21 protein-coding genes and 1 pseudogene are annotated in these 23,434 nt (G+C 71.4%); 9 read left to right on the top strand and 13 right to left on the bottom strand.

What is annotated here, in order from left to right:
• Positions 1-121: 121 nt before the first annotated feature.
• The 3 genes from PV963_RS28880 to deoC are packed head-to-tail and all read right to left on the bottom strand — an operon-like array spanning position 122 to position 3,418.
• Entirely contained in the window at positions 122-1,006 is an 885-nt protein-coding gene (locus PV963_RS28880) for an aldehyde dehydrogenase family protein (protein WP_274818813.1), read from the bottom strand.
• Complete coding sequence (locus PV963_RS28885; RefSeq protein ID WP_274818815.1) at positions 999-2,435, bottom strand: aldehyde dehydrogenase family protein; 1,437 nt, start codon at positions 2,433-2,435, stop codon at positions 999-1,001. Before PV963_RS28885 ends, PV963_RS28880 begins: the two co-directional genes overlap by 8 nt.
• A gap of 20 nt (positions 2,436-2,455) precedes the next feature.
• On the bottom strand, positions 2,456-3,418 hold the full coding sequence (gene deoC, locus PV963_RS28890) for a deoxyribose-phosphate aldolase (RefSeq protein WP_274818816.1): 963 nt from the start codon (positions 3,416-3,418) through the stop codon (positions 2,456-2,458).
• Positions 3,419-3,520: 102 nt separating this feature from the next.
• Here deoC and PV963_RS28895 point away from each other — a divergent pair, with 102 nt between their 5' ends.
• Complete coding sequence (locus PV963_RS28895) at positions 3,521-4,225, top strand: PH domain-containing protein (protein ID WP_274818818.1); 705 nt, start codon at positions 3,521-3,523, stop codon at positions 4,223-4,225.
• Between the two features lie 145 nt (positions 4,226-4,370).
• Positions 4,371-4,652 (top strand): annotated as a pseudogene (locus PV963_RS28900) (DUF6204 family protein); the annotation flags it as partial.
• A 2-nt stretch (positions 4,653-4,654) separates the two neighbouring features.
• On the opposite strand, the gene PV963_RS28905 reads toward PV963_RS28900, so the two are convergent.
• The 4 genes from PV963_RS28905 to PV963_RS28920 all read right to left on the bottom strand — a co-directional run bounded on the left by PV963_RS28905 (position 4,655) and on the right by PV963_RS28920 (position 9,662).
• Positions 4,655-5,902, bottom strand: a complete 1,248-nt coding sequence (locus PV963_RS28905; RefSeq protein ID WP_425540952.1) for an RNA-guided endonuclease InsQ/TnpB family protein — start codon at positions 5,900-5,902, stop codon at positions 4,655-4,657.
• 350 nt (positions 5,903-6,252) lie between these two features.
• Positions 6,253-7,905: a phospho-sugar mutase gene (locus tag PV963_RS28910; protein WP_274818820.1), complete on the bottom strand. Its 1,653-nt coding sequence runs from the start codon at positions 7,903-7,905 to the stop codon at positions 6,253-6,255.
• Positions 7,906-8,306: 401 nt separating this feature from the next.
• Positions 8,307-9,131, bottom strand: a complete 825-nt coding sequence (locus tag PV963_RS28915) for a purine-nucleoside phosphorylase (protein ID WP_020274367.1) — start codon at positions 9,129-9,131, stop codon at positions 8,307-8,309.
• A gap of 93 nt (positions 9,132-9,224) precedes the next feature.
• Positions 9,225-9,662 (bottom strand): gamma-glutamylcyclotransferase, encoded by a 438-nt coding sequence (locus tag PV963_RS28920; RefSeq protein ID WP_274818823.1) that lies wholly within the window; start codon positions 9,660-9,662, stop codon positions 9,225-9,227.
• Positions 9,663-9,759: 97 nt separating this feature from the next.
• Here PV963_RS28920 and PV963_RS28925 point away from each other — a divergent pair, with 97 nt between their 5' ends.
• Complete coding sequence (locus PV963_RS28925; protein WP_274818825.1) at positions 9,760-11,208, top strand: NAD(P)H-quinone dehydrogenase; 1,449 nt, start codon at positions 9,760-9,762, stop codon at positions 11,206-11,208.
• Between the two features lie 165 nt (positions 11,209-11,373).
• Positions 11,374-12,348 (top strand): DeoR/GlpR family DNA-binding transcription regulator, encoded by a 975-nt coding sequence (locus PV963_RS28930; RefSeq protein ID WP_274818827.1) that lies wholly within the window; start codon positions 11,374-11,376, stop codon positions 12,346-12,348.
• Between the two features lie 232 nt (positions 12,349-12,580).
• Here the strand turns inward: PV963_RS28930 and PV963_RS28935 are convergent, their stop codons facing one another.
• The gene (locus PV963_RS28935) at positions 12,581-14,356 is read right to left on the bottom strand and encodes an acetyl/propionyl/methylcrotonyl-CoA carboxylase subunit alpha (protein WP_274818829.1); all 1,776 of its coding nucleotides are present in this window, start codon (positions 14,354-14,356) and stop codon (positions 12,581-12,583) included.
• A 345-nt stretch (positions 14,357-14,701) separates the two neighbouring features.
• Between PV963_RS28935 and PV963_RS28940 the strand changes: the two genes are divergently transcribed.
• Complete coding sequence (locus PV963_RS28940; RefSeq protein ID WP_274818831.1) at positions 14,702-15,178, top strand: hypothetical protein; 477 nt, start codon at positions 14,702-14,704, stop codon at positions 15,176-15,178.
• Here the strand turns inward: PV963_RS28940 and PV963_RS28945 are convergent.
• From PV963_RS28945 to PV963_RS28960, 4 genes are all read right to left on the bottom strand, one after another.
• The gene (locus PV963_RS28945; protein ID WP_274818832.1) at positions 15,147-15,767 is read right to left on the bottom strand and encodes a Maf family protein; all 621 of its coding nucleotides are present in this window, start codon (positions 15,765-15,767) and stop codon (positions 15,147-15,149) included. The two genes, PV963_RS28940 and PV963_RS28945, sit on opposite strands and share 32 nt — an antisense overlap.
• Before the next feature lie 32 nt (positions 15,768-15,799).
• Positions 15,800-15,928: a morphogenic membrane protein MmpB gene (gene mmpB, locus PV963_RS28950; RefSeq protein WP_010045609.1), complete on the bottom strand. Its 129-nt coding sequence runs from the start codon at positions 15,926-15,928 to the stop codon at positions 15,800-15,802.
• Positions 15,929-16,006: 78 nt separating this feature from the next.
• On the bottom strand, positions 16,007-16,216 hold the full coding sequence (locus PV963_RS28955; protein WP_031132777.1) for an acyl-CoA carboxylase epsilon subunit: 210 nt from the start codon (positions 16,214-16,216) through the stop codon (positions 16,007-16,009).
• 63 nt (positions 16,217-16,279) lie between these two features.
• Complete coding sequence (locus tag PV963_RS28960) at positions 16,280-17,881, bottom strand: acyl-CoA carboxylase subunit beta (protein ID WP_274818837.1); 1,602 nt, start codon at positions 17,879-17,881, stop codon at positions 16,280-16,282.
• Between the two features lie 110 nt (positions 17,882-17,991).
• Between PV963_RS28960 and PV963_RS28965 the strand changes: the two genes are divergently transcribed.
• Together PV963_RS28965 and PV963_RS28970 are read left to right on the top strand one after the other, a co-directional pair.
• On the top strand, positions 17,992-18,858 hold the full coding sequence (locus PV963_RS28965; protein WP_274818839.1) for a biotin--[acetyl-CoA-carboxylase] ligase: 867 nt from the start codon (positions 17,992-17,994) through the stop codon (positions 18,856-18,858).
• Positions 18,859-19,181: 323 nt separating this feature from the next.
• On the top strand, positions 19,182-20,285 hold the full coding sequence (locus tag PV963_RS28970) for an adenylate/guanylate cyclase domain-containing protein (RefSeq protein WP_274818841.1): 1,104 nt from the start codon (positions 19,182-19,184) through the stop codon (positions 20,283-20,285).
• A 50-nt stretch (positions 20,286-20,335) separates the two neighbouring features.
• Here PV963_RS28970 and PV963_RS28975 read toward each other — a convergent pair whose 3' ends face one another.
• Positions 20,336-21,007, bottom strand: a complete 672-nt coding sequence (locus tag PV963_RS28975; protein WP_274818843.1) for a hypothetical protein — start codon at positions 21,005-21,007, stop codon at positions 20,336-20,338.
• Positions 21,008-21,222: 215 nt separating this feature from the next.
• Between PV963_RS28975 and PV963_RS28980 the strand changes: the two genes are divergently transcribed.
• Positions 21,223-22,023: an enoyl-CoA hydratase/isomerase family protein gene (locus PV963_RS28980; RefSeq protein ID WP_274818845.1), complete on the top strand. Its 801-nt coding sequence runs from the start codon at positions 21,223-21,225 to the stop codon at positions 22,021-22,023.
• Positions 22,024-22,217: 194 nt separating this feature from the next.
• Complete coding sequence (locus PV963_RS28985) at positions 22,218-23,369, top strand: GGDEF domain-containing protein (RefSeq protein ID WP_274818847.1); 1,152 nt, start codon at positions 22,218-22,220, stop codon at positions 23,367-23,369.
• Positions 23,370-23,434 lie beyond the last annotated feature (65 nt).

A 23,434-nucleotide genomic window follows, 5' to 3' on the forward strand; every position in this document is an offset into this window, starting at 1 on the left:
GTGGTGGGGCAGGCGGCGGGGCTGCTGTCGCCGTAGGGCCCGTACGGCGACGAGCGCGCACGAGAGAAGCCCCGGCCCTCCCGGACGGAGGAGGGCCGGGGCTTCTCGCTGTGAGGGGCGTCTAGTACGAGGAACCCGACGCGCCCAGTGACCCCGTGGGGTGCCAGACCGTTTTGGTCTCCAGGAACGCCGTCATGCGGTCGATGCCGGGAGGCTCCGTGTAATCCACAGGCTGTGGACGGAGGACGCGCTTGAGGTTGTCGGCCGCGGCGATCTCCAGTTCCTTCGCGAGGACCTCGTCGGCGCCCGCGAGGTCGATCGCGTTGACGTCCTGGTGGGCTGCCAGCGGGGTCGCGATCTCCGTCGTGCGGCCCGAGAGGACGTTGACCACGCCGCCGGGGACGTCCGAGGTGGCCAGCACCTCGGCGAGGGACAGCGCGGGGAGCGGGGACTTCTCGCTCGCCACCACGACCGCCGTGTTGCCGGTCGCGATCACCGGGGCGACGACCGACACCAGGCCCAGGAAGGACGACTGCTGAGGGGCCAGGACCGCGACCACGCCCGTCGGCTCGGGGGAAGAGAGATTGAAGAACGGACCCGCCACCGGGTTGCCGCCGCCGACCACCTGGGCGATCTTGTCCGTCCAGCCCGCGTACCAGACCCAGCGGTCGATCGTGGCGTCCACCACCGCCGCCGCCTTGGACTTCGACAGCCCCTCGGCGTCGGCCACCTCACGCGTGAACTGGTCGCGGCGGCCCTCCAGCATCTCCGCGACGCGGTAGAGGACCTGGCCGCGGTTGTACGCCGTCGCGCCGGACCAGCCGCCGAACGCCTTGCGGGCGGCCACAACCGCGTCACGGGCGTCCTTGCGGCTCGCCAGCGGCGCGTTCGCCAGCCACTTGCCCTTCGAGTCCGTCACCTCGTACACCCGGCCGCTCTCGGAACGCGGGAACTTCCCGCCGACGTACAGCTTGTAGGTCTTCAGGACGGTGAGCCGATCAGACATCGAGGTACGCCTCCAGGCCGTGGCGGCCGCCCTCGCGGCCGAAGCCCGACTCCTTGTAACCGCCGAACGGCGAGGTCGGGTCGAACTTGTTGAACGTGTTGGACCAGACGACACCCGCGCGGAGCTTGTTCGCGACCGCCAGGATGCGGGAGCCCTTCTCCGTCCAGATGCCGGCGGAGAGGCCGTACGGCGTGTTGTTGGCCTTGGCGACCGCCTCGTCCGGGGTGCGGAACGTCAGGACCGACAGCACCGGGCCGAAGATCTCGTCGCGGGCGATGGTGTGCGCCTGGGTGACGTTCGTGAAGAGCGTCGGGGCGAACCAGTAGCCGCTTTCGGGCAGTTCGCAGGCCGGCGACCAGCGCTCGGCGCCCTCCGCCTCGCCCTGGTCGACGAGGGAGGTGATGCGCGTGAGCTGTTCCTCGGAGTTGATCGCGCCGATGTCGGTGTTCTTGTCGAGGGGGTCGCCGAGGCGGAGGGTGGACAGGCGCCGCTTCAGGGACTCCAGCAGCTCGTCCTGGATCGACTCCTGGACCAGCAGGCGGCTGCCCGCGCAGCAGACCTGGCCCTGGTTGAAGAAGATGCCGTTCACGATGCCCTCGACGGCCTGGTCCACGGGTGCGTCGTCGAAGACGATGTTGGCGCCCTTGCCGCCCAGTTCGAGCGTGACCTTCTTGCGGGTGCCGGCGACCGTGCGGGCGATCTCCTTGCCGACGGCCGTGGAGCCGGTGAAGGCGACCTTGTTCACGTCCGGGTGGGCCACCAGCGCCGCGCCCGCGCCGCCGTAGCCGGGGAGGATGTTGACGACGCCCTTCGGCAGGCCCGCCTGGCGGCAGATGTCCGCGAAGAAGAGCGCCGAGAGCGGGGTGGTCTCCGCCGGCTTCAGGACGACCGTGTTGCCGGTCGCGAGCGCCGGGGCGATCTTCCACGCCAGCATCAGCAGCGGGAAGTTCCAGGGGATGACCTGGCCCGCCACGCCCAGCGGCCGCGGGTTCGCACCGAAGCCGGCGTGGTCGAGCTTGTCGGCCCAGCCGGCGTAGTAGAAGAAGTGCGCCGCGACCAGGGGGAGGTCCGCGTCGCGGGTCTCCTTGATCGGCTTGCCGTTGTCGAGCGTTTCGAGGACGGCGAGCTCGCGGGAGCGCTCCTGGATGATCCGCGCGATGCGGAACAGGTACTTGGCGCGCTCCGAGCCGGGCAGCGCCGACCACTTCTCGAAGGCCTTGCGGGCGGCCTGCACCGCGCGGTCGACGTCCGCCTCACCGGCCTGGGCGATCTCGGAGAGGACCTCCTCGGTGCTCGGCGAGACCGTCTTGAAGACCTTGCCGTCGGCCGCCTCCACGAACTCGCCGTCGATGAACAGGCCGTACGAGGGCGCGATGTCGACGATCGAGCGCGACTCGGGGGCCGGGGCGTATTCGAATACCGATGACACGTTTTCCCTGTTCATGGGGCTCAGTCCACCGTCACGTAGTCGGGGCCGGAGTAGCGGCCAGTGGCCAGCTTCTGGCGCTGCATCAGCAGGTCGTTCAGCAGCGAGGAGGCGCCGAAGCGGAACCAGTGGTTGTCCAGCCAGTCCCCGCCGGCGGTCTCGTTGACCAGGACGAGGAACTTGATGGCGTCCTTGGAGGTGCGGATGCCGCCGGCCGGCTTCACGCCGACCTGGATGCCGGTCTGTGCTCGGAAGTCACGTACCGCCTCCAGCATGAGGAGCGTGTTCGCCGGGGTCGCGTTGACGGCGACCTTTCCGGTGGACGTCTTGATGAAGTCCGCGCCGGCCAGCATCCCGAGCCAGCTCGCGCGGCGGATGTTGTCGTACGTCGACAGCTCGCCCGTCTCGAAGATGACCTTCAGCCGCGCGGACGTGCCGCAGGCCTCCTTCACGGCGATGATCTCGTCGTACACCTTCAAGTATCGGCCCGCGAGGAACGCCCCGCGGTCGATGACCATGTCGATCTCGTCGGCGCCCGCGGTGACGGCCTCGCGGACGTCGGCCAGCTTGACGGTGAGCGGGGCGCGGCCGGCCGGGAACGCCGTGGCGACGGAGGCGACCTTCACGCCGGAGCCGGCGACGGCCTCCTTGGCCACGGCCACCATGTCGGGGTAGACGCAGACCGCGGCCGTCGTGGGCGTCGTACGGTCGGTCGGGTCTGGCCGGACCGCTTTCGCGCCGAGCGCCCGGACCTTGCCCGGGGTGTCCGCGCCTTCCAGCGTCGTCAGGTCGACCATCGAGATGGCGAGGTCGATGGCGTACGCCTTCGCGGTCGTCTTGATCGAACGGGTACCGAGGGAGGCCGCACGCCCCTCCAGACCGACCGCGTCGACGCCGGGGAGCCCGTGGAGGAAGCGGCGCAGCGCGCTGTCGGACGCGGTGACGTCCTTGAGGGGGTGAGCTGCGGTGAGTGCAGAACTGGGCATGGTCACCAGACGAGCATATCTACGCGCGTAGCGGCTGTACAGCCCCCGGGTTTGCCCGGGTGGGGTTGGGGTGGTCGACATACGGTCCGGCAGAATCGAGGCATGACGAGCCCCGAGTCCCAGTCGCCCGCGCCGCAGCCTCCGGAGCCCGAGTCCAAGGACCGGGTGTACCGGTCGGTTCCGGCCATCGCCGGCGGCGTGCTGCTGCTCGCCATCGCCGGGTGGCTCGGCATCGACGCGGTGATCTCGGGCGAGGGGCGCACCCCGTGGATGGCGCTCGCCGTGCTGATCCTCATCGTGCCGCTGGTCGTCGCCTTCACGCTGCGGCCCGCGGTGTACGCGGGCGACGACCGGCTGCGCATCCGCAACCCGTTCCGGGTCATCGTGCTGCCCTGGGGGCAGGTCGCCTCGCTGAAGTCCGCCTACTCGAACGAGGTCCTCACCGAGTCCGGCGCCAAGTACCAGTTGTGGGCCGTCCCCGTCTCGCTGCGCGCCCGCAAGAAGGCCGCCCGGCGTGAGATGCGGGCGACCGCGCAGGCGCGGCGGGAGATGGGCCGGGACGAGGGGCGCGGCAGTGCGCTCGGGATGCGTGCGGGGCTGGGGCAGGGCCTTGGTGGAGGCCCGGTGCCGGACGGGCCCGTGCGGGCGGAGACCGACCGGATCATGGATGAGCTGCGGGGGCTGCACGAGGCGCGGCACCGGGCGGAGACGGCGCAGGGGGAGGTGACCGTTCGGTGGGCCTACGAGGTGGTCGCGCCGGCGGTTGCGGGGGCGCTGTTGGTGTTGATTCTGCTGGTGGTGGGCTGACGGGTCGGCTCCGGGGCCTGGTAGGGCCCGCCGGGGGCCGGTTCCGTCAGGGCCGGCCGGCCGGCTCGTCCAGCGGCCTCGTCGTCGTGGGTGACCCCGGAAAAATCTGTGGAGCCGGGGTGGTCCCCGCGCCTACGTTCGGGGGATGAGCGCTCGTACCTTCCGGGTCACCGTGCGTGGCGTCTTCGACGGGCTGAGCGCCGAGCAGCGGGCCGGGCTGCTGGAGCGTGCCGCTGAGCACGACGTGCTGCGCGCGGCCTTCACGCCCGAGGGCAACCTCACGTACGACGTGGCCGTACGGCCCGCCTTCACCTTCCGCTTCCTGGACTCCGGGGAGGCGGAGGAGGACATCCTCGAGGCGACCGAGCGGGCCGAGGAGGCCGCGCGGGCCTGGCTGGACCAGCGCGGGTACGGCTACAAGAACGTCAACTACCCGTCGCTAAAGCGACGGGCTTGCACAACGGGCGCCACTGGCTGTGGTTCTGCGTTTGCGTCCTGCCCCTCCGGCCGACTTCGCGGTGGGGCTGGGGCCGTTGACTGGGCCCCGCGTCGCCACAACTCCCACGCGCGGGCGCGGATGTTGCGGGAGCCGTTCCGGTCCGCGTGCGCAACGACGCCGCAGGACCGGCACGCGAACCAGGCCTGGGAGACCCGGTTCGCCCTGTCGATGTGACCGCACTCGGCACAGGTACGGGAGGTGTACGCCGGATCGACGTGCACGACCGGGACCCCGGCCTTGCGGGCCTTGTACGTGATGAACTGCCCCAGCTGGTGAAAGGACCAGCTGGTGTGGGCGGCCCGTTGGGGCTTCCTCAGCCGTACCCGCTCGCGGATGCCCGTGAGGTCTTCAAGGGCGATTCCCCGACCGGTGCGTTCAGCCTCGGCCACCACATGCTTCGCGATCTTGTGGTTGATGTCTTTGGCCCGCCGTGCTTCCTTACGGCGGCGCTTGTTCAGCCGCCGCCTCGCAGACGGCGTGTTCTTCTTCTGGAGCTTGGTGCGCAGGCCGCGCTCGCGGACCCGGGTCCGGTTGAGCTCACGCCCGGCCATGATCTCGCCGTCCGAGGTGGTGGCGATGTTCACAATGCCCAGGTCGATACCGAGGAAGTCCACCGGTTCGGTGTTCGGCTCGGCCTCGGGGATTTCGCAGGTGGCGTTCAGGAACCACATGCCGTCCCGGTGCACGAGATCGGACTCGCCCCTGCGGTACAGCGCGAGCGTGGCCAGCTGCTCGACAGATGCCGTGAAAGCCACGTTCTTCATCCGCCCGCCGGTGGTCCAGACCGACACCGTCCGCCCGGCGATCTGCCACGACAGCATCCGGTCGTCATAGGGCTGAGCACCAAAGGGGCGGAAGGCAACGGGCTTTTGCGTGGCGCGGCGGTAGCGCGCTGAGCCGGGACGACCCAGACGGCCCGCCCTCAGGTTCGCCTTCAGCGTGGCGTACGCGTCACAGGTCTTCTTGATCGTGTGCTGGGCCGCCTGAGCACCCAGGTTCCAACGCGACTTGACCTGGTCGTAGGTGAGCTTGCGCAGAGCGAAGTTCTTGAACTCCCCACGCTCGAAGGCGACCCCGCTCACCCAGGTGGCAGCCTCATTGCAGGCACGCAGGGTCGCCTCCAGAGCCGCCGCCTGCACGGCCGTCGGCAGCAGCCTGACCTGCACCACCAGCTTCACGATCAGCGATCGTAGACACCCGCACGACACCCCGCCACATGTTCCCCACCGCTCACCCCATCGAGTGACCCGTGCGCACCTTGTCCTGACGCGCCGGGTCCCGAGTGATACCCGGCCGCTACGCGGCCGGGCAGACACAGCGATACCGCGGCGCTCCGCGCCGCGAGCCCGAAGATGCGATTACTCCCGGAGCTGAAGCCCCGGGGTTCCTCGCAAGAACAGGCTGAAGTCATCGGCCGAGGATCTCTCCCAGGCGCCTCTGGGCAAGCGGCAGCGTCGTGAGGTTGCCCGGAAGAGTTCCTGAGTCTTCGTGGGTGCGGTTGTCGCTGGTGCGGTTGCCGCGGATTCGGTCAGATGCCTGCCGCCGTCGACAGGTCGCGCTTGATCGACTCCAGTAGGTCCGTCGCCTGTGCGCGGGCCGCGGGGAGGTCGGCGTGGGTCGCGACCGGGACCACGACCTCCAGGTAGCACTTCAGCTTCGGCTCCGTGCCGCTCGGGCGGACGATCACCCGGGCGCCGTCGAGGGTGTAGCGCAGGCCGTCGGTGGGCGGCAGGGTGTCCGTGCCCTGGGTGAGGTCGTCGGTGCGGGTGATCGGCAGGCCGGCGAGTCGGGTCGGGGGCTGTTCGCGCAGGCGGCGCATCGCGGCCGCGATGAGGGAGAGGTCCTCGACGCGGACCGAGAGCTGGTCCGTGGCGTGCAGGCCGTGTTCCACGGCCAGGTCGTCGAGGAGGTCGAGGAGGGTGCGGCCCTCCTCCTTGAGCTGCGAGGCCAGTTCGGTGATCAGGAGCGCTGCCGTGATGCCGTCCTTGTCGCGTACGCCGTCCGGGTCGACGCAGTAGCCGAGGGCCTCCTCGTAGCCGTAGCGCAGGCCCTCGGCGCGGGCGATCCACTTGAAGCCGGTGAGGGTCTCGACGTGGGGGAGGCCCGCCTTCTCGGCAATACGGCCGAGGAGGGAGGACGAGACGATCGACTCGGCGAAGGTGCCGGTCGCTCCGCGGCGGACCAGGTGGGCGGCGAGGAGGGCGCCGACCTCGTCGCCGCGGAGCATGCGCCAGTCGTCGCCCTCCTGCACGGCGACGGCGCAGCGGTCCGCGTCCGGGTCGTTGGCGATGATCAGGTCGGGGGCCGGGGTGGTCGCGCGGGCCTTCGCGAACGCCAGGTCCATCGCGCCGGGCTCCTCCGGGTTGGGGAACGCGACGGTCGGGAAGTCCGGGTCGGGCTCTGCCTGTTCCGTGACGAGGGCCGGTTCCGGGAAACCGGCGCGGGCGAAGGCGGCGAGGAGGACGTCCTTGCCTACGCCGTGCATCGCCGTGTACACCGTGCGGGCGGTGCGGGGGGAGTCCTTGGCGAGTACGGCGTCGGTGCGGGCGAGGTAGGCGTCGAGGACGCTGTCGTCGAGGGTCTCCCAGCCTTCGGTGGGGCGTCGGACGGTGGCCAGGGACGGGACGGCGGCGATCTCCGCCGCGATGTCGATGTCCGCCGGGGGGACGATCTGGGAGCCGTCGCCGAGGTAGACCTTGTAGCCGTTGTCGCGGGGCGGGTTGTGGCTGGCGGTGACCTCTACGCCGGCGACCGCGCCCAGGTGCCTTATCGCGAAGGCGAGGACGGGAGTGGGGAGGGGGCGGGGGAGGACGGCGGCGCGGAGGCCGGCGCCGGTCATGACGGCGGCGGTGTCGCGGGCGAAGTCGTGCGACTTGTGGCGGGCGTCGTAGCCGATGACGACGAGACCGGCACCTCCTTCCCTCTGAGGGGGACCCTGCTTCTTGAGGTAAGCGGCGAGGCCGGCGGCCGCGCGGATGACGACCGAGCTGTTCATGCGCATGGGGCCGGCGCCGAGTTCGCCGCGGAGGCCGGCGGTGCCGAACTGGAGGGTGCCGCTGAAGCGGGCGGCGAGTTCGGCGTGGTCCTGGGTGTCGATGAGGCGGGCGAGCTCGGTGCGGGTTTCCGGGTCGGGGTCCTCGGTGAGCCACGCCTGGGCCTGTGCGATGAGTTCGTCGTGCACGGTCTGTGTCAGCCTCTCCGATTGTGTTTTGCGGGGGGTGCCTGCGGCGGCCTGTGGCGGCCTGTGGGGGGCCGTGGGGGTTCGCGTAGCGCCTACGCGCGGGCTGTGGGTCGGGGCCGCGCCGGGGGGTGTCCGTCCTCGGAACGGCGCGAGGGGGTCGGATACCGACTAACCGTCCGTTGACGCGCCAACCGCTGCGGGCGGACACCCCCCGACACGTCCCCTTCTCGCCGTGGGCGGGTGCGGCTGCGTGGGACGCGCGGCTCGCCGCCCTACCCTGCGGGCCGCGGTCCCGCCTAGCTGCGGGCAGTCGTGCCGCTGGGGCGGCACGGGTGGGCGCAGCGGCATCCCGCTCCGCCGGGTTGCGGACCCACCCCACCCGAGCAGCGACGCCGAGTCGTTTACAGGCGTCCCAGGACCTGCGCGAGCAGTGAGCCCATCCTCGTCGCGGAGTCGCGGCCGGCCTGGAGGACCTCTTCGTGGTTGAGGGGCTCCCCGGTCATCCCCGCGGCCAGGTTCGTCACCAGGGAGATGCCCAGAACCTCCGCACCCGCCTCGCGCGCGGCGATCGCCTCCAGGACCGTCGACATGCCCACCAGGTCCGCCCCGATGACCCGGGCCATGCGGATCTCGGCCGGTGTCTCGTAGTGCGGGCCGGGGAACTGGGCGTAGACGCCCTCCTCCAGGGTGGGGTCGACCTCCTTGCACAGGGCCCGCAGGCGCGGGGAGTAGAGGTCGGTGAGGTCGACGAAGTTGGCGCCGATGATCGGGGACGTCGCCGTGAGGTTGATGTGGTCGCTGATCAGGACCGGCTGGCCGGGGCGCATGCCCTCGCGCAGGCCGCCGCAGCCGTTGGTGAGGACGATCGTCTTGCAGCCGGCCGACACGGCGGTGCGGACACCGTGGGCGACGGCTGCCACGCCGCGGCCCTCGTAGTAGTGCGTGCGGCCGAGGAAGACGAGGGCGCGCTTGTTGCCGATCCGGTACGAGCGGATCTTGCCTCCGTGGCCCTCGACCGCCGGCGGCGGGAAGCCGGGCAGCTCGGTGACCTGGAGCTCTGCCTCGGGGGCGCCGAGGGCGTCCACGGCCGGGGCCCAGCCGGAGCCCATCACGAGGGCGACGTCGTGGGTCTCGGCGCCCGTGAGTTCGCGCAGGCGGGCCGCGGCGGCGTCGGCGGCGGCGTGGGGGTCGCCCTGGATGTCGTCCGGAAGAAGAGATGCGTTCACGCCGACGAGGGTAGCCGGTGATTGCCTACGCGCGTAGATGGCGGAGCTCACGGGGCGGCGATCGTTGTCTTGTCGTTTCCGACGAAGTAAGGGTCAGCAGGGGCGCTTGCGGAGTTCCATCACATAGTCGTGGGGGGCGCCGGCCGATTCCGCCGCGTCGGCGATCTCGCCCAGGTTGCGGGCGGAGGGCAGGCCGCCCTCGTAGGCGTTGAGGGCGAAGGCCCACGCCTGCTCGTCACCCTCCAGGGTGTGGACCCGTACGCGCGTACGGCGGTAGATGTCGAGTCCCACGCCCTCCCAGCGGTCGAGCGACTCCTCGTCCATGGGGGCGATCTCGTACAGCGCCACGAAGACCTGGCAGACGGGGTCCTCGACGATCGTCGGCAGAGCGCCCTCCCAGCCCATGTGCTCGCCGCCGAAAGTCAGCCGCCACCCGTTCAGCCAGCCGGTGGCGCGCAGCGGCGAGTGCGGGGCGCGGCGGGACATCAGCCGCGCGTCGAGGTTGCCGGCGTACGCGGCGTAGAGCGACATGGGGAGAGCGTACGGCAGGTGCCCCGGGGTCACTCGCGTAACGGAGCCGCATCGGCGGCGGCCCCCGGGGCGGTGCCATGTTGATGGGTGCGGGACAATGGGGTACGTGACTCGGATCGTGATCATCGGTGGCGGACCCGGCGGATACGAAGCGGCGCTGGTGGCCGCTCAACTCGGCGCGGAGGTGACCGTCGTCGACTGCGACGGTCTGGGCGGGGCGTCGGTGCTCACCGACTGCGTGCCGTCGAAGACCCTGATCGCCACGGCCGAGGTGATGACCACCTTCGACTCCTCGTACGAGGAGCTGGGAATCATCGTCGCGGACGACACCCCACCTCTGGAGCAGAGTGCCCGGGTGGTCGGGGTCGACCTGGGGAAGGTCAACCGGCGTGTGAAGCGGCTCGCGCTCGCCCAGTCGCACGACATCACGGCCTCCGTGACGCGTGCCGGGGCGCGTGTCCTGCGCGGGCGCGGGCGGCTGGAGGGCATGCAGGCGCTCGACGGGTCGCGGAAGGTCGTGGTGCGCGCCGCCGACGGGAGTGAAGAGACCCTCACGGCCGACGCGGTGCTCATCGCCACCGGCGGGCACCCCCGTGAGCTGCCCGACGCCCTGCCGGACGGTGAGCGGATCCTGAACTGGACCCAGGTCTACGACCTCGACGAGCTCCCCGAGGAGCTGATCGTGGTCGGGTCGGGTGTGACCGGTGCCGAGTTCGCCGGCGCCTATCAGGCGCTGGGGTCGAGGGTGACGCTCGTGTCGTCGCGGGACCGGGTGCTGCCCGGTGAGGACCCGGACGCGGCCGCCGTGCTGGAGGAGGTCTTCCGGCGGCGCGGAATGAACGTCATGGGGCGTACCCGGGCGCAGTCCGCCAAGCGGGTCGGGGACCGGGTCGAGGTGACCCTCTCCGACGGGCGGGTCATCACCGGGTCGCACTGCCTCATGGCCGTCGGTGCCGTTCCGAACAGCTCGGGCATGGGGCTGGAGGAGGCCGGGGTCCGGCTGCGCGAGTCCGGTCACATCTGGACCGACAAGGTGTCGCGTACGACCGCCCCGGGCGTGTACGCGGCCGGTGACGTGACGGGCGTGTTCGCCCTCGCCTCCGTGGCCGCCATGCAGGGACGTATCGCCATGTACCACTTCCTGGGCGATGCCGTGGCCCCGCTGAACCTGAAGACCGTCTCGTCGAACGTCTTCACCGACCCGGAGATCGCCACCGTCGGCTACACCCAGGCCGATGTCGACGGCGGGAAGATCGACGCCCGGGTCGTGAAGCTGCCGCTGCTGCGCAACCCGCGCGCGAAGATGCAGGGCATCCGCGACGGCTTCGTCAAGATCTTCTGCCGGCCGGGGACCGGGATCGTGGTCGGCGGTGTGGTCGTGGCGCCGCGTGCCTCGGAACTGATCCACCCCATCTCGATCGCGGTCGACAACAATCTGACAGTCGAACAGATTGCGAACGCCTTCACCGTCTATCCCTCGTTGTCGGGCTCGATCGCCGAAGTGGCACGGCAGTTGCACACCCGGAAGGACACCGGCGAGGGCTGAGACCGGATCCGGCTCCTCGCTGGTCACGGGCCGTGTTCGACCATGCGCACGGCATAGGCGGGCGGACTAGGCCCTATACCACTTCCCGCAGCTCCGTGCGAACATCTTCTGCTATTCAGCGCAAACTGCTGAAAGCAGACGGTCGCTGGCGTTACTGTCAGTTTCGTGTTCGCTGCAGAACGTCGCCAATTGATCCTCGAAATGGTGCGAGCGAACGGGGCCGTGTCGCTCCGTGAGCTCGCCCGCGTCGTCCAGACCTCCGAAGTGACCGTACGGCGGGACGTGCGCGCGCTGGAGGCAGAAGGACTCCTCGACCGCCGGCACGGCGGTGCGGTACTGCCGGGCGGTTTCACGCGGGAGTCCGGCTTTCCGCAGAAGTCTCACCTCGCGACCGCCGAGAAGACCGCCATCGCCGACCTCGCCGCGAATTTCGTGGAGGAGGGCGAGGCGATCGTGGTCGGGGCGGGTACGACGACCCAGGAGCTGGCACGCCGGCTCGCCCGGGTGCCCGGGCTGACCGTCGTCACCAACTCACTGCTGGTCGCGCAGGCGCTGGCCCATGCCAACCGGGTCGAGGTCGTGATGACCGGCGGTACGCTCCGCGGCTCGAACTACGCCCTGGTCGGCAGTGGTGCCGAGCAGTCCCTGCACGGGCTGCGGGTGTCGCGGGCGTTCCTGTCCGGGAGCGGTCTGACCGCGGAGCGCGGGCTGTCCACGTCCAACATGCTGTCGGCGTCGGTCGACCGGGCGCTGGTGCAGGCGGCCGCGGAGGTCGTGGTGCTCGCCGACCACACCAAGCTCGGGACGGACACGATGTTCCAGACCGTGCCGACGGACCTCATCACCCGCCTCGTGACGGACGAACCGCCTGCCCACGACGACCGTGCGGCGACGGAGCTTCAGGCGCTTGCCGATCAGGGAGTGCAGATCGCTGTCGCGGGGGCGCCGGGGGGTTCGGCTGGGACGGGGAGCCCCGGGGGTGATGCCGTCCCGGCTCGTCAGCAGCGTCGGGATGTGCCGTTGCCCGGGCCGCGGAGGCAGGTGCCGGGGGTGGGGAGTGGGTTGCGGCCGACCTCGATGCTCGGGGAGCAGAGTCCTGGGGCGGAGCGGGGCAGGGTTGCGGATCTGCGGCGGCGTTGAGCCGACGGTGTGGGTCGAGCTACTGCCGGTTGCCCAGGTGCTCGGCGTTGTTGCCCTGGCCGCGGCGTTGCCCAACCCGGCGCTACGGGGTGCCGCTGCGCCCACCCGTGCCGCCCCAAGCGGCACGACTGCCCGCAGCCAGGGCGGCTACCACTGCCCGTGGCTGAGCGGAGACACCCCGGCGCGGCCCCGAGCCGGGGCCGCGCCGTAGGCGTCTGTCCGTTTGACGACGTCAGTCCTTGATCTCGCAGATGGCCGCGCCGGACGTCACCGACGCGCCGATTTCCGCGCTCAGGGCCTTGATCGTGCCGGACTTGTGGGCGTTCAGGGGCTGTTCCATCTTCATGGCTTCGAGGACGACGACCAGGTCGCCCTCCTTGACCTCCTGGCCCTCCTCCACCGCGACCTTGACGATGGTGCCCTGCATCGGGGAGGCAAGGGTGTCGCCGGAGGCGACGGGGCCCGACTTCTTCGCCGCGCGGCGCTTGGGCTTGGCCCCGGCCGCGAGGCCCGTGCGCGCCAGGGACATGCCCAGGGACGCGGGGAGGGAGACCTCCAGGCGCTTGCCGCCGACCTCGACGACCACCGTCTCGCGCCCCGGCTCCTCGTCCGCCTCCAAGGCGTCCGCAGCCGCCGCGAAGGGCTTGATCTCGTTGACGAACTCCGTCTCGATCCAGCGGGTGTGGACCGTGAACGACCCGTCCTGACCGTGCACCTCCGGCGCGAACGCCGGGTCCTTCACCACGGCACGGTGGAACGGGATCGCCGTCGCCATGCCCTCGACCTGGAACTCCTCCAGGGCACGGGCGGCCCGCTCCAGCGCCTCCTTGCGCGTGCGGCCGGTGACGATCAGCTTGGCCAGCAGGGAGTCCCACGCCGGGCCGATGACCGCCCCGGACTCCACGCCCGCGTCCAGCCGCACGCCCGGACCGGACGGCGGGGCGAACGTCGTGACCGTGCCGGGAGCCGGGAGGAAGTTGCGGCCCGGGTCCTCGCCGTTGATGCGGAACTCGAAGGAGTGACCCCGCAGCGCCGGGTCGTCGTAGCCGAGCTCCTCGCCGTCGGCGATGCGGAACATCTCGCGGACGAGATCGATACCGGCGACCTCCTCGGTGACCGGGTGCTCCACCTGGAGGCGGGTGTTGACCTCCAGGAAGGAGATCGTGCCGTCGTTGCCGACGAGGAACTCCACCGTGCCGGCGCCGACGTAGCCGGCCTCCTTCAGGATCGCCTTGGAGGACGAGTACAGCTCGGCGATCTGCTCGTCGGACAGGAAGGGCGCGGGCGCCTCCTCGACCAGCTTCTGGTGCCGGCGCTGGAGGGAGCAGTCACGGGTGGAGACCACGACCACGTTGCCGTGCTGGTCGGCGAGGCACTGGGTCTCCACGTGGCGGGGCTTGTCGAGGTAGCGCTCGACGAAGCACTCGCCCCGGCCGAAGGCCGCCACGGCCTCGCGGACCGCCGAGTCGTACAGCTCCGGGACCTCTTCCAGCGTCCGCGCGACCTTCAGACCGCGGCCGCCGCCACCGAACGCCGCCTTGATGGCGATCGGCAGTCCGTGCTGCTCGGCGAAGGCGACGACCTCGTCCGCACCGGACACCGGGTCGGGCGTGCCCGCCACCAACGGGGCGCCCGCGCGCTGCGCGATGTGCCGGGCGGCGACCTTGTCGCCCAGGTCGCGGATCGCCTGCGGGGGCGGGCCGATCCAGATCAGGCCCGCGTCCAGGACCGCCTGCGCGAAGTCCGCGTTCTCGGAGAGGAAGCCGTAGCCGGGGTGGATCGCGTCCGCTCCCGACTCTCGCGCGGCCTTCAGCACCTTCTCGATGTCGAGGTAGCTGGTGCCCGGCGTGTCACCGCCCAGGGCGAACGCCTCATCCGCGGCGCGGACATGCAGAGCGTCCCGGTCGGGGTCGGCGTAGACGGCCACGCTCTTGATGCCGGCATCCCGGCACGCCCGGGCCACGCGGACAGCGATTTCGCCACGGTTGGCGATGAGCACCTTGCGCACGATGAGGCTCCCTCCTTGAAACAAGCCGAGTTTAGGGACTGCCGACACGGCACTTCGACCCGTCCCCAGTGGTGAGCTTGCCCACACGGAGCGTGATGCGAGGCTCGCTCGACCCGCGAAATCCCTTGTCGCACCGCGGTACGCAGTACTCCTCCGGCAAACCCTAGCCGTCCCCTGTGGTCAAGGTCTCTGTCATCACGTGCTGCGGGCCACTCGGTTTCTTTGTGGAGTCCCTACGAATGGCCCAATGATTCTTTGCCCGCCGCAGAACCCTTGTCCAAGGGTTTACCGGTTAGTAGCGTTCGCGATGTCTCGAACCGTACTAGGGGTAAGTGGGTGGGCCCGGTGGTGCGCAGGCCGGTGGCGTGGATCGCGGCGGTGGTGCTGTTCGGAGAGGCGCTCGGCATCGCCGCGCTGAACTGGATCCTCGGCCTCGCCGTCGACCGGCAGGACATGTCCCTGGCCGGACTCGACCCGCACCTGATGTCCGTGTCGTCGAAGATCGGCGGGATCGTCTTCGGCCTCTACTTCGCGCTGTGCGGCCTGGTCGCCCTGCTGGTGGCGCTGCGGGACCGGCCCGCGGCGGGCTTCGGCCGGGTGCTGCTGATCAGCGCGGCGGTCGTGCACGGGCTGCTCGGCGCCTTCACCTGGGGACTCGTCGGCTGGCCCGCGTTCTTGTTCATGATGCTGGTGCTCGGCCTGATCGTGCTGCTGCTGATGACGTACGACCGTCCGGCCGAGCCCGCCGACGCCGCGCCCCTGGACGGGACGGGCGACGGCGGGACCCCGGTCACTTCTCCGCCGGCTCCCACAGCTCCGTGATGCCGACGCCCAGTTCGGCGAGCAGTCGCCGGACGAGGGGCAGGCTGATGCCGATCACGTTGCCGTGGTCGCCGTCGATGCCGTCGATGAACGGGGCCGAGCGCCCGTCCAGCGTGAAGGCCCCGGCGACGTAGAGGGGTTCGCCGGAGGCGACGTAGGCGGCGATCTCCTCGTCGGTGGGTTCGCCGAAGTGGACGACGGTGGACGCGGTGGCGGAGGCGTAGCGGCCGGAGAGCGTGTCGTAGACGCAGTGGCCGGTCTGGAGTGTTCCGGCGCGCCCGCGCATCGCCTTCCAGCGGGCGGTGGCCTCCTCGGCGTCCGCGGGCTTGCCGAGCGCCTGGCCGTCCAGGTCGAGCACCGAGTCGCAGCCGATCACGAGCGCGCCCTTGGCCTCCGGCCGGGCCGCCACGACGGAAGCCTTCGCCTCGGCCAGGGCGAGCGCCAGCTCGGCGGGGGTGGGTGCGGTGACGGCGTCCTCGTCCACCCCGCTCACGATCACCTCGGGGGCGAAACCGGCCTGGCGGAGCAGTCCGAGCCGGGCGGGGGACTGGGAGGCGAGGACGAGTCGGCGGCGCGGCTGATCAGTCATGCGTTCAGCGTATCGGCGTCACCTGAGGCGTCTCACCTCACGCCGATCACGATCATCGCCAGCACCATGGCCAACGCCATGAGAACGCCCAGCCGCCGAAGCATGTCCTGCGTGTCCCGCAGTTCTTTCGGCGGTTCGTTCTCGGGGTCGGACCACAGCATGCCTTCCATCGTCGGACGGGGGGCGGGGTGGCGCCTGAGTACGAGTACTCAACTTGCCCCAGGCGCCACCCCTAGGGGTCAGCCCGGCCAGTACGTGCGGCCCCATGCCGCCGGGCCCGGCTGGGGCAGGCGGTGGGCTGCGATGCGGGACGGGTCGGACCAGGAGTCGCGGGTGGCCGGCGCGCCGGGCGGCGTTGCGGCTGCCGCCGCGGCGCGGGCCCTGACCACCGCCAGAGCGGCGGCCAGCTCCTCCGGGGTCGGGTTGCCCCGTACGACCTTGATCGTCATGTGAGCCTCCTGGGCTCGCCGGTGCCAGAGGGTGATGTCGGTGCTAGTGGGGTGATGCCGGTGCTAGAGGGGGATGTTGCCGTGCTTCTTCGGAGGGAGGGATTCCCGCTTCGTCCGCAGTTGACGCAGACCGCGTACGACGTGCCGGCGGGTGTCGGACGGCATGATCACCGCGTCGATGTAGCCGCGCTCGGCCGCGACGTAGGGGTTGAGGAGGGCGTCCTCGTACTCCTGGATCAGCCGGGCGCGGACCGCCTCCAGATCCTCGCCGCCCGCCTCGGCCTCCGCGATCGTGCGGCGGTGCAGGATGTTGACCGCGCCCTGGGCGCCCATGACGGCGATCTGGGCGGTGGGCCAGGCGAGGTTGAGATCGGCACCCAGGTGCTTGGAGCCCATGACGTCGTAGGCGCCGCCGAAGGCCTTGCGGGTGATGACCGTGATGAGCGGGACGGTCGCCTCGGCGTAGGCGTAGATCAGCTTGGCGCCGCGCCGGATGATGCCGTCGTGCTCCTGGTCGACGCCGGGCAGGAAGCCGGGGACGTCGACGAAGGTGATGACCGGGACGTTGAACGCGTCGCAGGTCCGCACGAAGCGGGCCGCCTTCTCGCTGGCCTTGATGTCCAGGCACCCGGCGAACTGCATCGGCTGGTTGGCGACGATGCCGACCGGGTGGCCCTCGACCCGCCCGAAGCCGGTGACGATGTTCGGCGCGTACAGCGGCTGCGTCTCGAAGAACTCGGCGTCGTCCAGGACGTGCTCGATCACCGCGTGCATGTCGTACGGCTGGTTCGCGCTGTCCGGGACGATCACGTCCAGCTCGCGGTCCTCGTCGGTGACCTCGAGATCGGCCTCCTCTGGGAAGGCGGGCGGCTCGGAGAGGTTGTTGGACGGCAGGTACGACAGCAACTGCTTGACGTACTCGATGGCGTCCTTCTCGTCGCCCGCCATGTGGTGGGCGACGCCGGACGTCGAGTTGTGGGTCCTGGCTCCGCCCAGCTCCTCGAAGCCGACGTCCTCGCCGGTGACGGTCTTGATGACGTCGGGCCCGGTGATGAACATGTGCGAGGTCTGGTCGACCATGACCGTGAAGTCGGTGATCGCGGGGGAGTAGACGGCCCCGCCCGCGCACGGGCCGACGACCAGGCTGATCTGCGGGATGACGCCCGACGCGTGGGTGTTGCGGCGGAAGATCTCGCCGTAGGCACCGAGGGAGGCGACGCCCTCCTGGATCCGGGCACCGCCGGAGTCGTTGATGCCGATGACCGGGCAGCCGGTCTTCAGGGCGAAGTCCATGACCTTGACGATCTTCTGCCCGTACACCTCGCCGAGAGCCCCGCCGAAGACGGTGAAGTCCTGCGAGAACACGGCGACCGGGCGGCCGTCGACGGTTCCGTAACCGGTGACGACCCCGTCCCCGTACGGCCGGTTCTTGTCGAGGCCGAAGTTGGTGGAGCGGTGCCGGGCGAACTCGTCCAGCTCGACGAAGGAGCCCTCGTCCAGCAGGAGTTCGATCCGTTCACGGGCCGTCAGCTTGCCCTTGGCATGCTGCTTCTCGACCGCCCGTGCGGAGCCGGCGTGCGTCGCTTCCTCGATGCGGCGTTGCAGATCCGCGAGCTTGCCCGCGGTCGTGTGAATATCAGGCTGCTGCTCTTCCGGCTCGGACATCGGGATGCGGCTCCCTGCCTGCTCAAAAGGGGGGACGGTTACTCATCCGTAGACTAGTGGGGTGCCTCCGCTTCGGCAGTGCGGCGTTTACCACACCTAGGGTGGCTTGCATGACGCCGCGAGATGCATCAGAGCCGAACGGTAGCCGGTGGTCGGACCTGGACCGTCCGCCCCTCAACATCACCGCCCTGCGCCGGGGGCTGGTGCGTGAGGGCGGGCTGTGGTCCGAGGTGGACGTGGTCCAGCGCACCGGCTCCACGAACTCCGACCTGGTGGCCCGGGCGGCCGAGGGCAGGGCCGCCGAGGGCGCGGTGCTCGTCGCCGAGGAGCAGACGGCCGGGCGTGGGCGTCTGGACCGGCAGTGGACGGCGCCTCCCCGCTCCGGCCTGTTCTTCTCCGTGCTGCTCACGCCGAGCGAGGTGCCGGTGGCGCGGTGGGGGTGGCTGCCGCTGCTCACGGGTGTCGCGGTGGCGACGGGGTTGTCGCGGGCGGCGGGTGTCGACACGGCGCTGAAGTGGCCGAACGACCTGCTGGTCACCGTGCGGGGCGAGGAGCGCAAGGCCGGGGGCATTCTGGCGGAGCGGGCGGGCGACGACGGTGTCGTCATCGGGGTCGGTGTCAACGTCACGCTGAAGGAGAACGAGCTGCCCGTGCCTACGGCGGGGTCGCTGGGGCTGGCCGGGGCCGTGAGCACGGACCGGGATCCGCTGTTGCGGGGGGTGCTGCGGTCGCTGGAGGAGTGGTACGGGAAGTGGCGTGCCGCGGGGGGTGACGCGGGCGCCTGTGGGTTGCACGAGGCGTATGCGGCGGGGTGCGCGACGCTCGGGAGGGAAGTGCGGGCGGAGTTGCCGGGGGATCGGGCCGTGGTGGGGGAAGCGGTTGCGGTGGACGGGGACGGGCGGTTGGTGCTGGCTACGGGGGAGGGGGTGCAGGAGCCTGTGGGGGCGGGGGACATCGTGCATCTGAGGCCTGCTTGACGGTTGCCCGGCGTTGTCGCTGGGGTCGGGGCGTTGCGCAACCCGGCGGAGCGGGGTGCCGCTGCGCCCACCCGTGCCGCCCCAGCGGCACGACTGCCCGCAGCTGGGTAGCCCGTCCGGCGATTGAGGACGAGGCCGTTCAGGCCGAAGCGGGGGTCTGGGGGCGGCAGCCCCCAGGGAGGCCGGGGCTCCAACGCCGAGTGCCAAGCAGACGCCGGGCACCTCACCCCTCCGCTGAACCTAACGGAGTGAGCTGGCGCACACCTGCCGTAGAGTTGAGGCCGGTCGATACATGACCGTGACAGATCGGAAGGGCAGCACGCGTGACCGTCGACGACTCGGGTTCCGGCACGGACGCGCAGGGCGCCGACCCCGGCGAGGATCCGCTCGCCCTGCGTCTGGAACAGCTGATCCTGGGGGCCGAGCGCCGCTACACCCCGTTCCAGGCGGCCCGCAGCGCCGGCGTCTCCATGGAACTGGCCTCCCGCTTCTGGCGGGCGATGGGCTTCGCCGACATCGGGCAGGCCAAGGCGCTCACGGAGGCGGACGTACTCGCACTGCGGCGCCTCGCCGGTCTCGTCGAGGCGGGGCTGCTGAGTGAGGCGATGGCCGTACAGGTGGCCCGGTCCACCGGGCAGACCACCGCGCGGCTCGCCGAGTGGCAGATCGACTCCTTCCTGGAGGGGCTGACCGAGCCGCCAGAGCCGGGCATGACGCGCACCGAGGTGACGTACCCGATCGTCGAGCTGCTCCTGCCCGAGCTGGAGGAGTTCCTGGTCTACGTCTGGCGGCGGCAGCTCGCCGCCTCGGCCGGACGGGTCGTGCAGGCCGCGGACGACGAGGAGATGGTGGACCGGCGGCTCGCGGTCGGCTTCGCCGATCTGGTCGGGTTCACGCGGCTGACCCGCCGGATGGAGGAGGAGGAGCTCGGCGAACTGGTCGAGGCCTTCGAGACCACCGCCGCCGACCTGGTCGCCGCGAACGGCGGCCGGCTGATCAAGACTCTCGGTGACGAGGTGCTGTACGCCGCCGACGACGCGGGCACGGCCGCCGAGATCGCCCTGCGGCTGATCGAGACCATGGCGCACGACGAGACGATGCCGGAGCTGCGTGTCGGCATGGCGTTCGGCACGGTGACCACCCGTATGGGTGATGTCTTCGGTACGACCGTGAACCTGGCCTCCCGGCTCACCTCGATAGCTCCGAAGGACGCCGTACTCGTCGACACAGCCTTCGCCGAGGAGCTGATCCGCACGCAGGACGCCCCGGCCTCCGAGGCGGAGGCGGCCGAGGAGGCCGCCGCGGCGGAGAAGGAGGGCGAGGAGCCTCCGACGTACCGGTTCGGGCTCCAGCCGATGTGGCAGCGGCCGGTGCGTGGGCTGGGCGTCGTGGAGCCGTGGCTGCTCACGCGGCGGGACGGCGGCTGACGGGGCCGACCGCGGGTTTCCGACCGGCCGGGGCTCTCCGGCCGGGGCTCTCAGCCCGGCGGGTCCACGCACAGGTCGATGACCGGCACGCACAGGCCCGGGTCGTGTGGTTTCTTCGGCTTCTCGGGCTCGGCTGCCGGGGCGGGTGCGGTCCGGCTCGGCGGTAGGGGCGTGGTCGGGGCCGGGCGTGGGGCCTTGCCGTTGCCCGTGGCCGTCGGAGCCGGGGGATTTGTCGTGTCGGCGGTGGTCGCGGGCCGGGGAGTCGCTGCCGTATCCCCCCCTCGGGTGTCGATGGACAGGGACGCGGACGGGGTGGGTGCGGCGGCGGCCGGGCCGCGGGTGCCCGGCGACGGGGTCAGGCCGCCCAGGGCGGCGGGCGACGAGGGACTCGCCTCGGGGGCGGTGGCGGCGGTGTTCGCGGCCTCGTCCGTGCCGGTCGAGACCCGGTCCGGGCTGGGCTCGGCCTCGACGGTGCCGACGCTGTCGGTGCCGGGGCCGGAGGTCAGGCGTACGAGGCTCAGGGCGCCGGCTGCCAGGGCGAGGCCGCCGGCGGCGAGCAGGGCCTTGCGGGGGCGGGGCTTGCGGTGCCGGCCTCGGGGGCGGGGGGACGAGGGGCCGGTTTCCGTCGGGTCCGGTTCGTAGGGCGTGGCCGGTTCCCAGGGCGTGCCTGGTGCGTAGGGCGTGTCCCGCTGCGGCTTCGCCGGCGTGTTCGTCGTCGTCATGGTTCCTCCCCGGTACGCACGCGCCCCCAGTGCGCCGCGGCGGATGCACGCTATGCGCTCCCATGGGCGATCGGACCCGAGTTGGGGTGATGTCACCCGAACGGGTGGGCGGAGTGGCGGTGCGGGCACCGGACGCGTCCGCTCTTTCGCGGGTGGGGTGGGGCTGCGATGATCGGGGCGGTGAGGTTGTTAACCCGCGTTAACCGGAGGGTGTCATGAGTGAGGAACGGTTCGGGGAGTTCGTGCTGGTGCGGCGGCATGAGCAGGGGCATGTCGCGGAGCTCGTCCTCGACCGGCCCAAGGCCATGAACGCGGTGTCGACGCAGATGGCGCGGTCCATCGCCGGGGCGTGTGCGGCGCTGGGGGAGGACCGGGACGTACGGGTGGTCGTCCTGACCTCGACGCATGAGCGGGCGTTCTGTGTCGGGGCCGATCTGAAGGAGCGGAACTCGTTCAGTGATGCGGAGCTGGTGCGGCAGCGGCCGGTGGCGCGGGGGGCGTACACCGGGGTGCTGGAGTTGCCGGTGCCGACGGTGGCGGCGGTGCACGGGTTCGCGCTGGGGGGCGGGTTCGAGCTGGCGCTGGCGTGTGACGTGATCGTGGCGGACCGGACGGCGGTGGTGGGGTTGCCGGAGGTGTCGGTGGGGGTGATTCCCGGGGGCGGGGGTACGCAGTTGCTGCCGCGGCGGGTGGGGGCGGCGCGGGCGGCTGAGCTGATCTTCTCGGCGCGGCGGGTGGAGGCTGTCGAGGCGGGGGAGTTGGGGCTGGTCGATCAGGTGGTGGAAGAGGGGCGGGATCGGGAGTCGGCGTTGGCGCTGGCTGCTCGGATCGCCGGGAATTCGCCTGTGGGGTTGCGGGCGGCGAAGCGGGCGTTGCGGTTGGGGCAGGGGTTGGATCTGCGGGCCGGGCTCGAGGTGGAGGATGCGGCCTGGCGGGCTGTGGCGTTTTCGGGGGATCGGGCGGAGGGGGTCGCTGCGTTCAATGAGAAGCGGAGGCCGCAGTGGCCGGGGGAGTGAGCTGAGGGTTGGTTGCTGGGTGCTCGGCGTGGGGGCTGGGGCCGGGTGGGGCCGCAGCCCGGCGTAGCGGGGTGCCGCTTCTTCGGGGCGGGCGCCGCCCCGAGCGGCACGACTGCCCGCAGCTAGGCGGCTTCGTTCTCCCCGTTCGCCCCGTCAACAGAACCAAATGGCTGGAAACTGCCTAGCCTGGGGTGATGGGTGAGGACAGACGGCTCGTGGCTGTCGTCGCGTTGGCTCAGGGGATGGCGGCCGCGCACGGGTCGCGTGAGGCGTGGCGTGCGGCGGCTGTCGGGGCGTGCCGGGCGCTGGGCGGGAGCTTTGCCGCGCTGTCGGTGTGGGAGCGGGAGCTCGGGCGGCTGAAGGTCCTCGTCAACGTCGGTGAGCTGGCCGACGGGGAAGAGGAGTTCCCGGAGGACGAGTCCTACCCGGTGCACCAGTTCGCCGAGATCACCGAGTTCCTGCACGAGCAGTGGGCCGGCGGCGGGGAGCCGGACGCCTGGGTGGAGACGGCCGAGGGGCCCGCCGCCGGGCGGCGTCCCGGCTACTGCCACCAGCGCGTCGCCGCCCTGCGCCGCCGTGGCCGCGGCTGCTGCGTGGTCGCGCCCATCGTGCTGCACGGCCGGGCCTGGGGCGAGCTGTACGTCGCCCGGCCGGCCGGGGAGCCCGTCTTCGAGCGGGCCGACGCCGACTTCGCCACCGTCCTGGCCGCCGTCGTCGCCGCCGGCATCGCCCAGACCGAGCGGCTGGAGGAGGCCCGGCGCCTCGCGTTCACCGACGCGCTGACGGGGCTGGCCAACCGCCGTGCCGTGGACGTACGCCTGGAGCAGGCGATCGAGCGGCACCGCAGGGACGGAGCCGTCGTCAGCCTCGTCGTCTGCGATCTGAACGGGCTCAAGCGCGTCAACGACACCCACGGGCACGCCGCCGGCGACCGGCTCCTGGAGCGTTTCGGCTCCGTGCTGTCACTGTGCGGGGCCATGCTGCCGGGAGCCCTGGCGGCACGGCTCGGCGGGGACGAGTTCTGTCTGCTCGCGGTCGGGCCCCCCGCCGACCAGGTCGTGAAGGCGGCCGGTGAACTGTGCAGCCGGGCGGCGGAGTTGGAGCTCGGGGACGGTGTGGCCTGCGGGGTCGCCTCCACCGAGGATCCGATCGGGCCCGTGAGCTCCGCCCGCCGGCTGTTCCGGCTCGCCGACGCGGCCCAGTACCGGGCGAAGGCCGAGCGGGCCACCCGGCCGGTCGTCGCCGGGCGGGCCGGGCCCGACGATCCCGTGATGCGGCTCGCGGACGAGCCGTCCCAGGAGGCCGACGGCGAGCGCCGGCGGTTCCGGGGCCGGCACGCGCCCTGACACGAGCCCCGGGCGGTGTGACATATCGGTAAGGGGCGAACCCCGCCCCCAGTGGTGACATCATC

The organism is Streptomyces coeruleorubidus (genome assembly GCF_028885415.1).
GTDB classification, from domain to species: domain Bacteria; phylum Actinomycetota; class Actinomycetes; order Streptomycetales; family Streptomycetaceae; genus Streptomyces; species Streptomyces coeruleorubidus_A.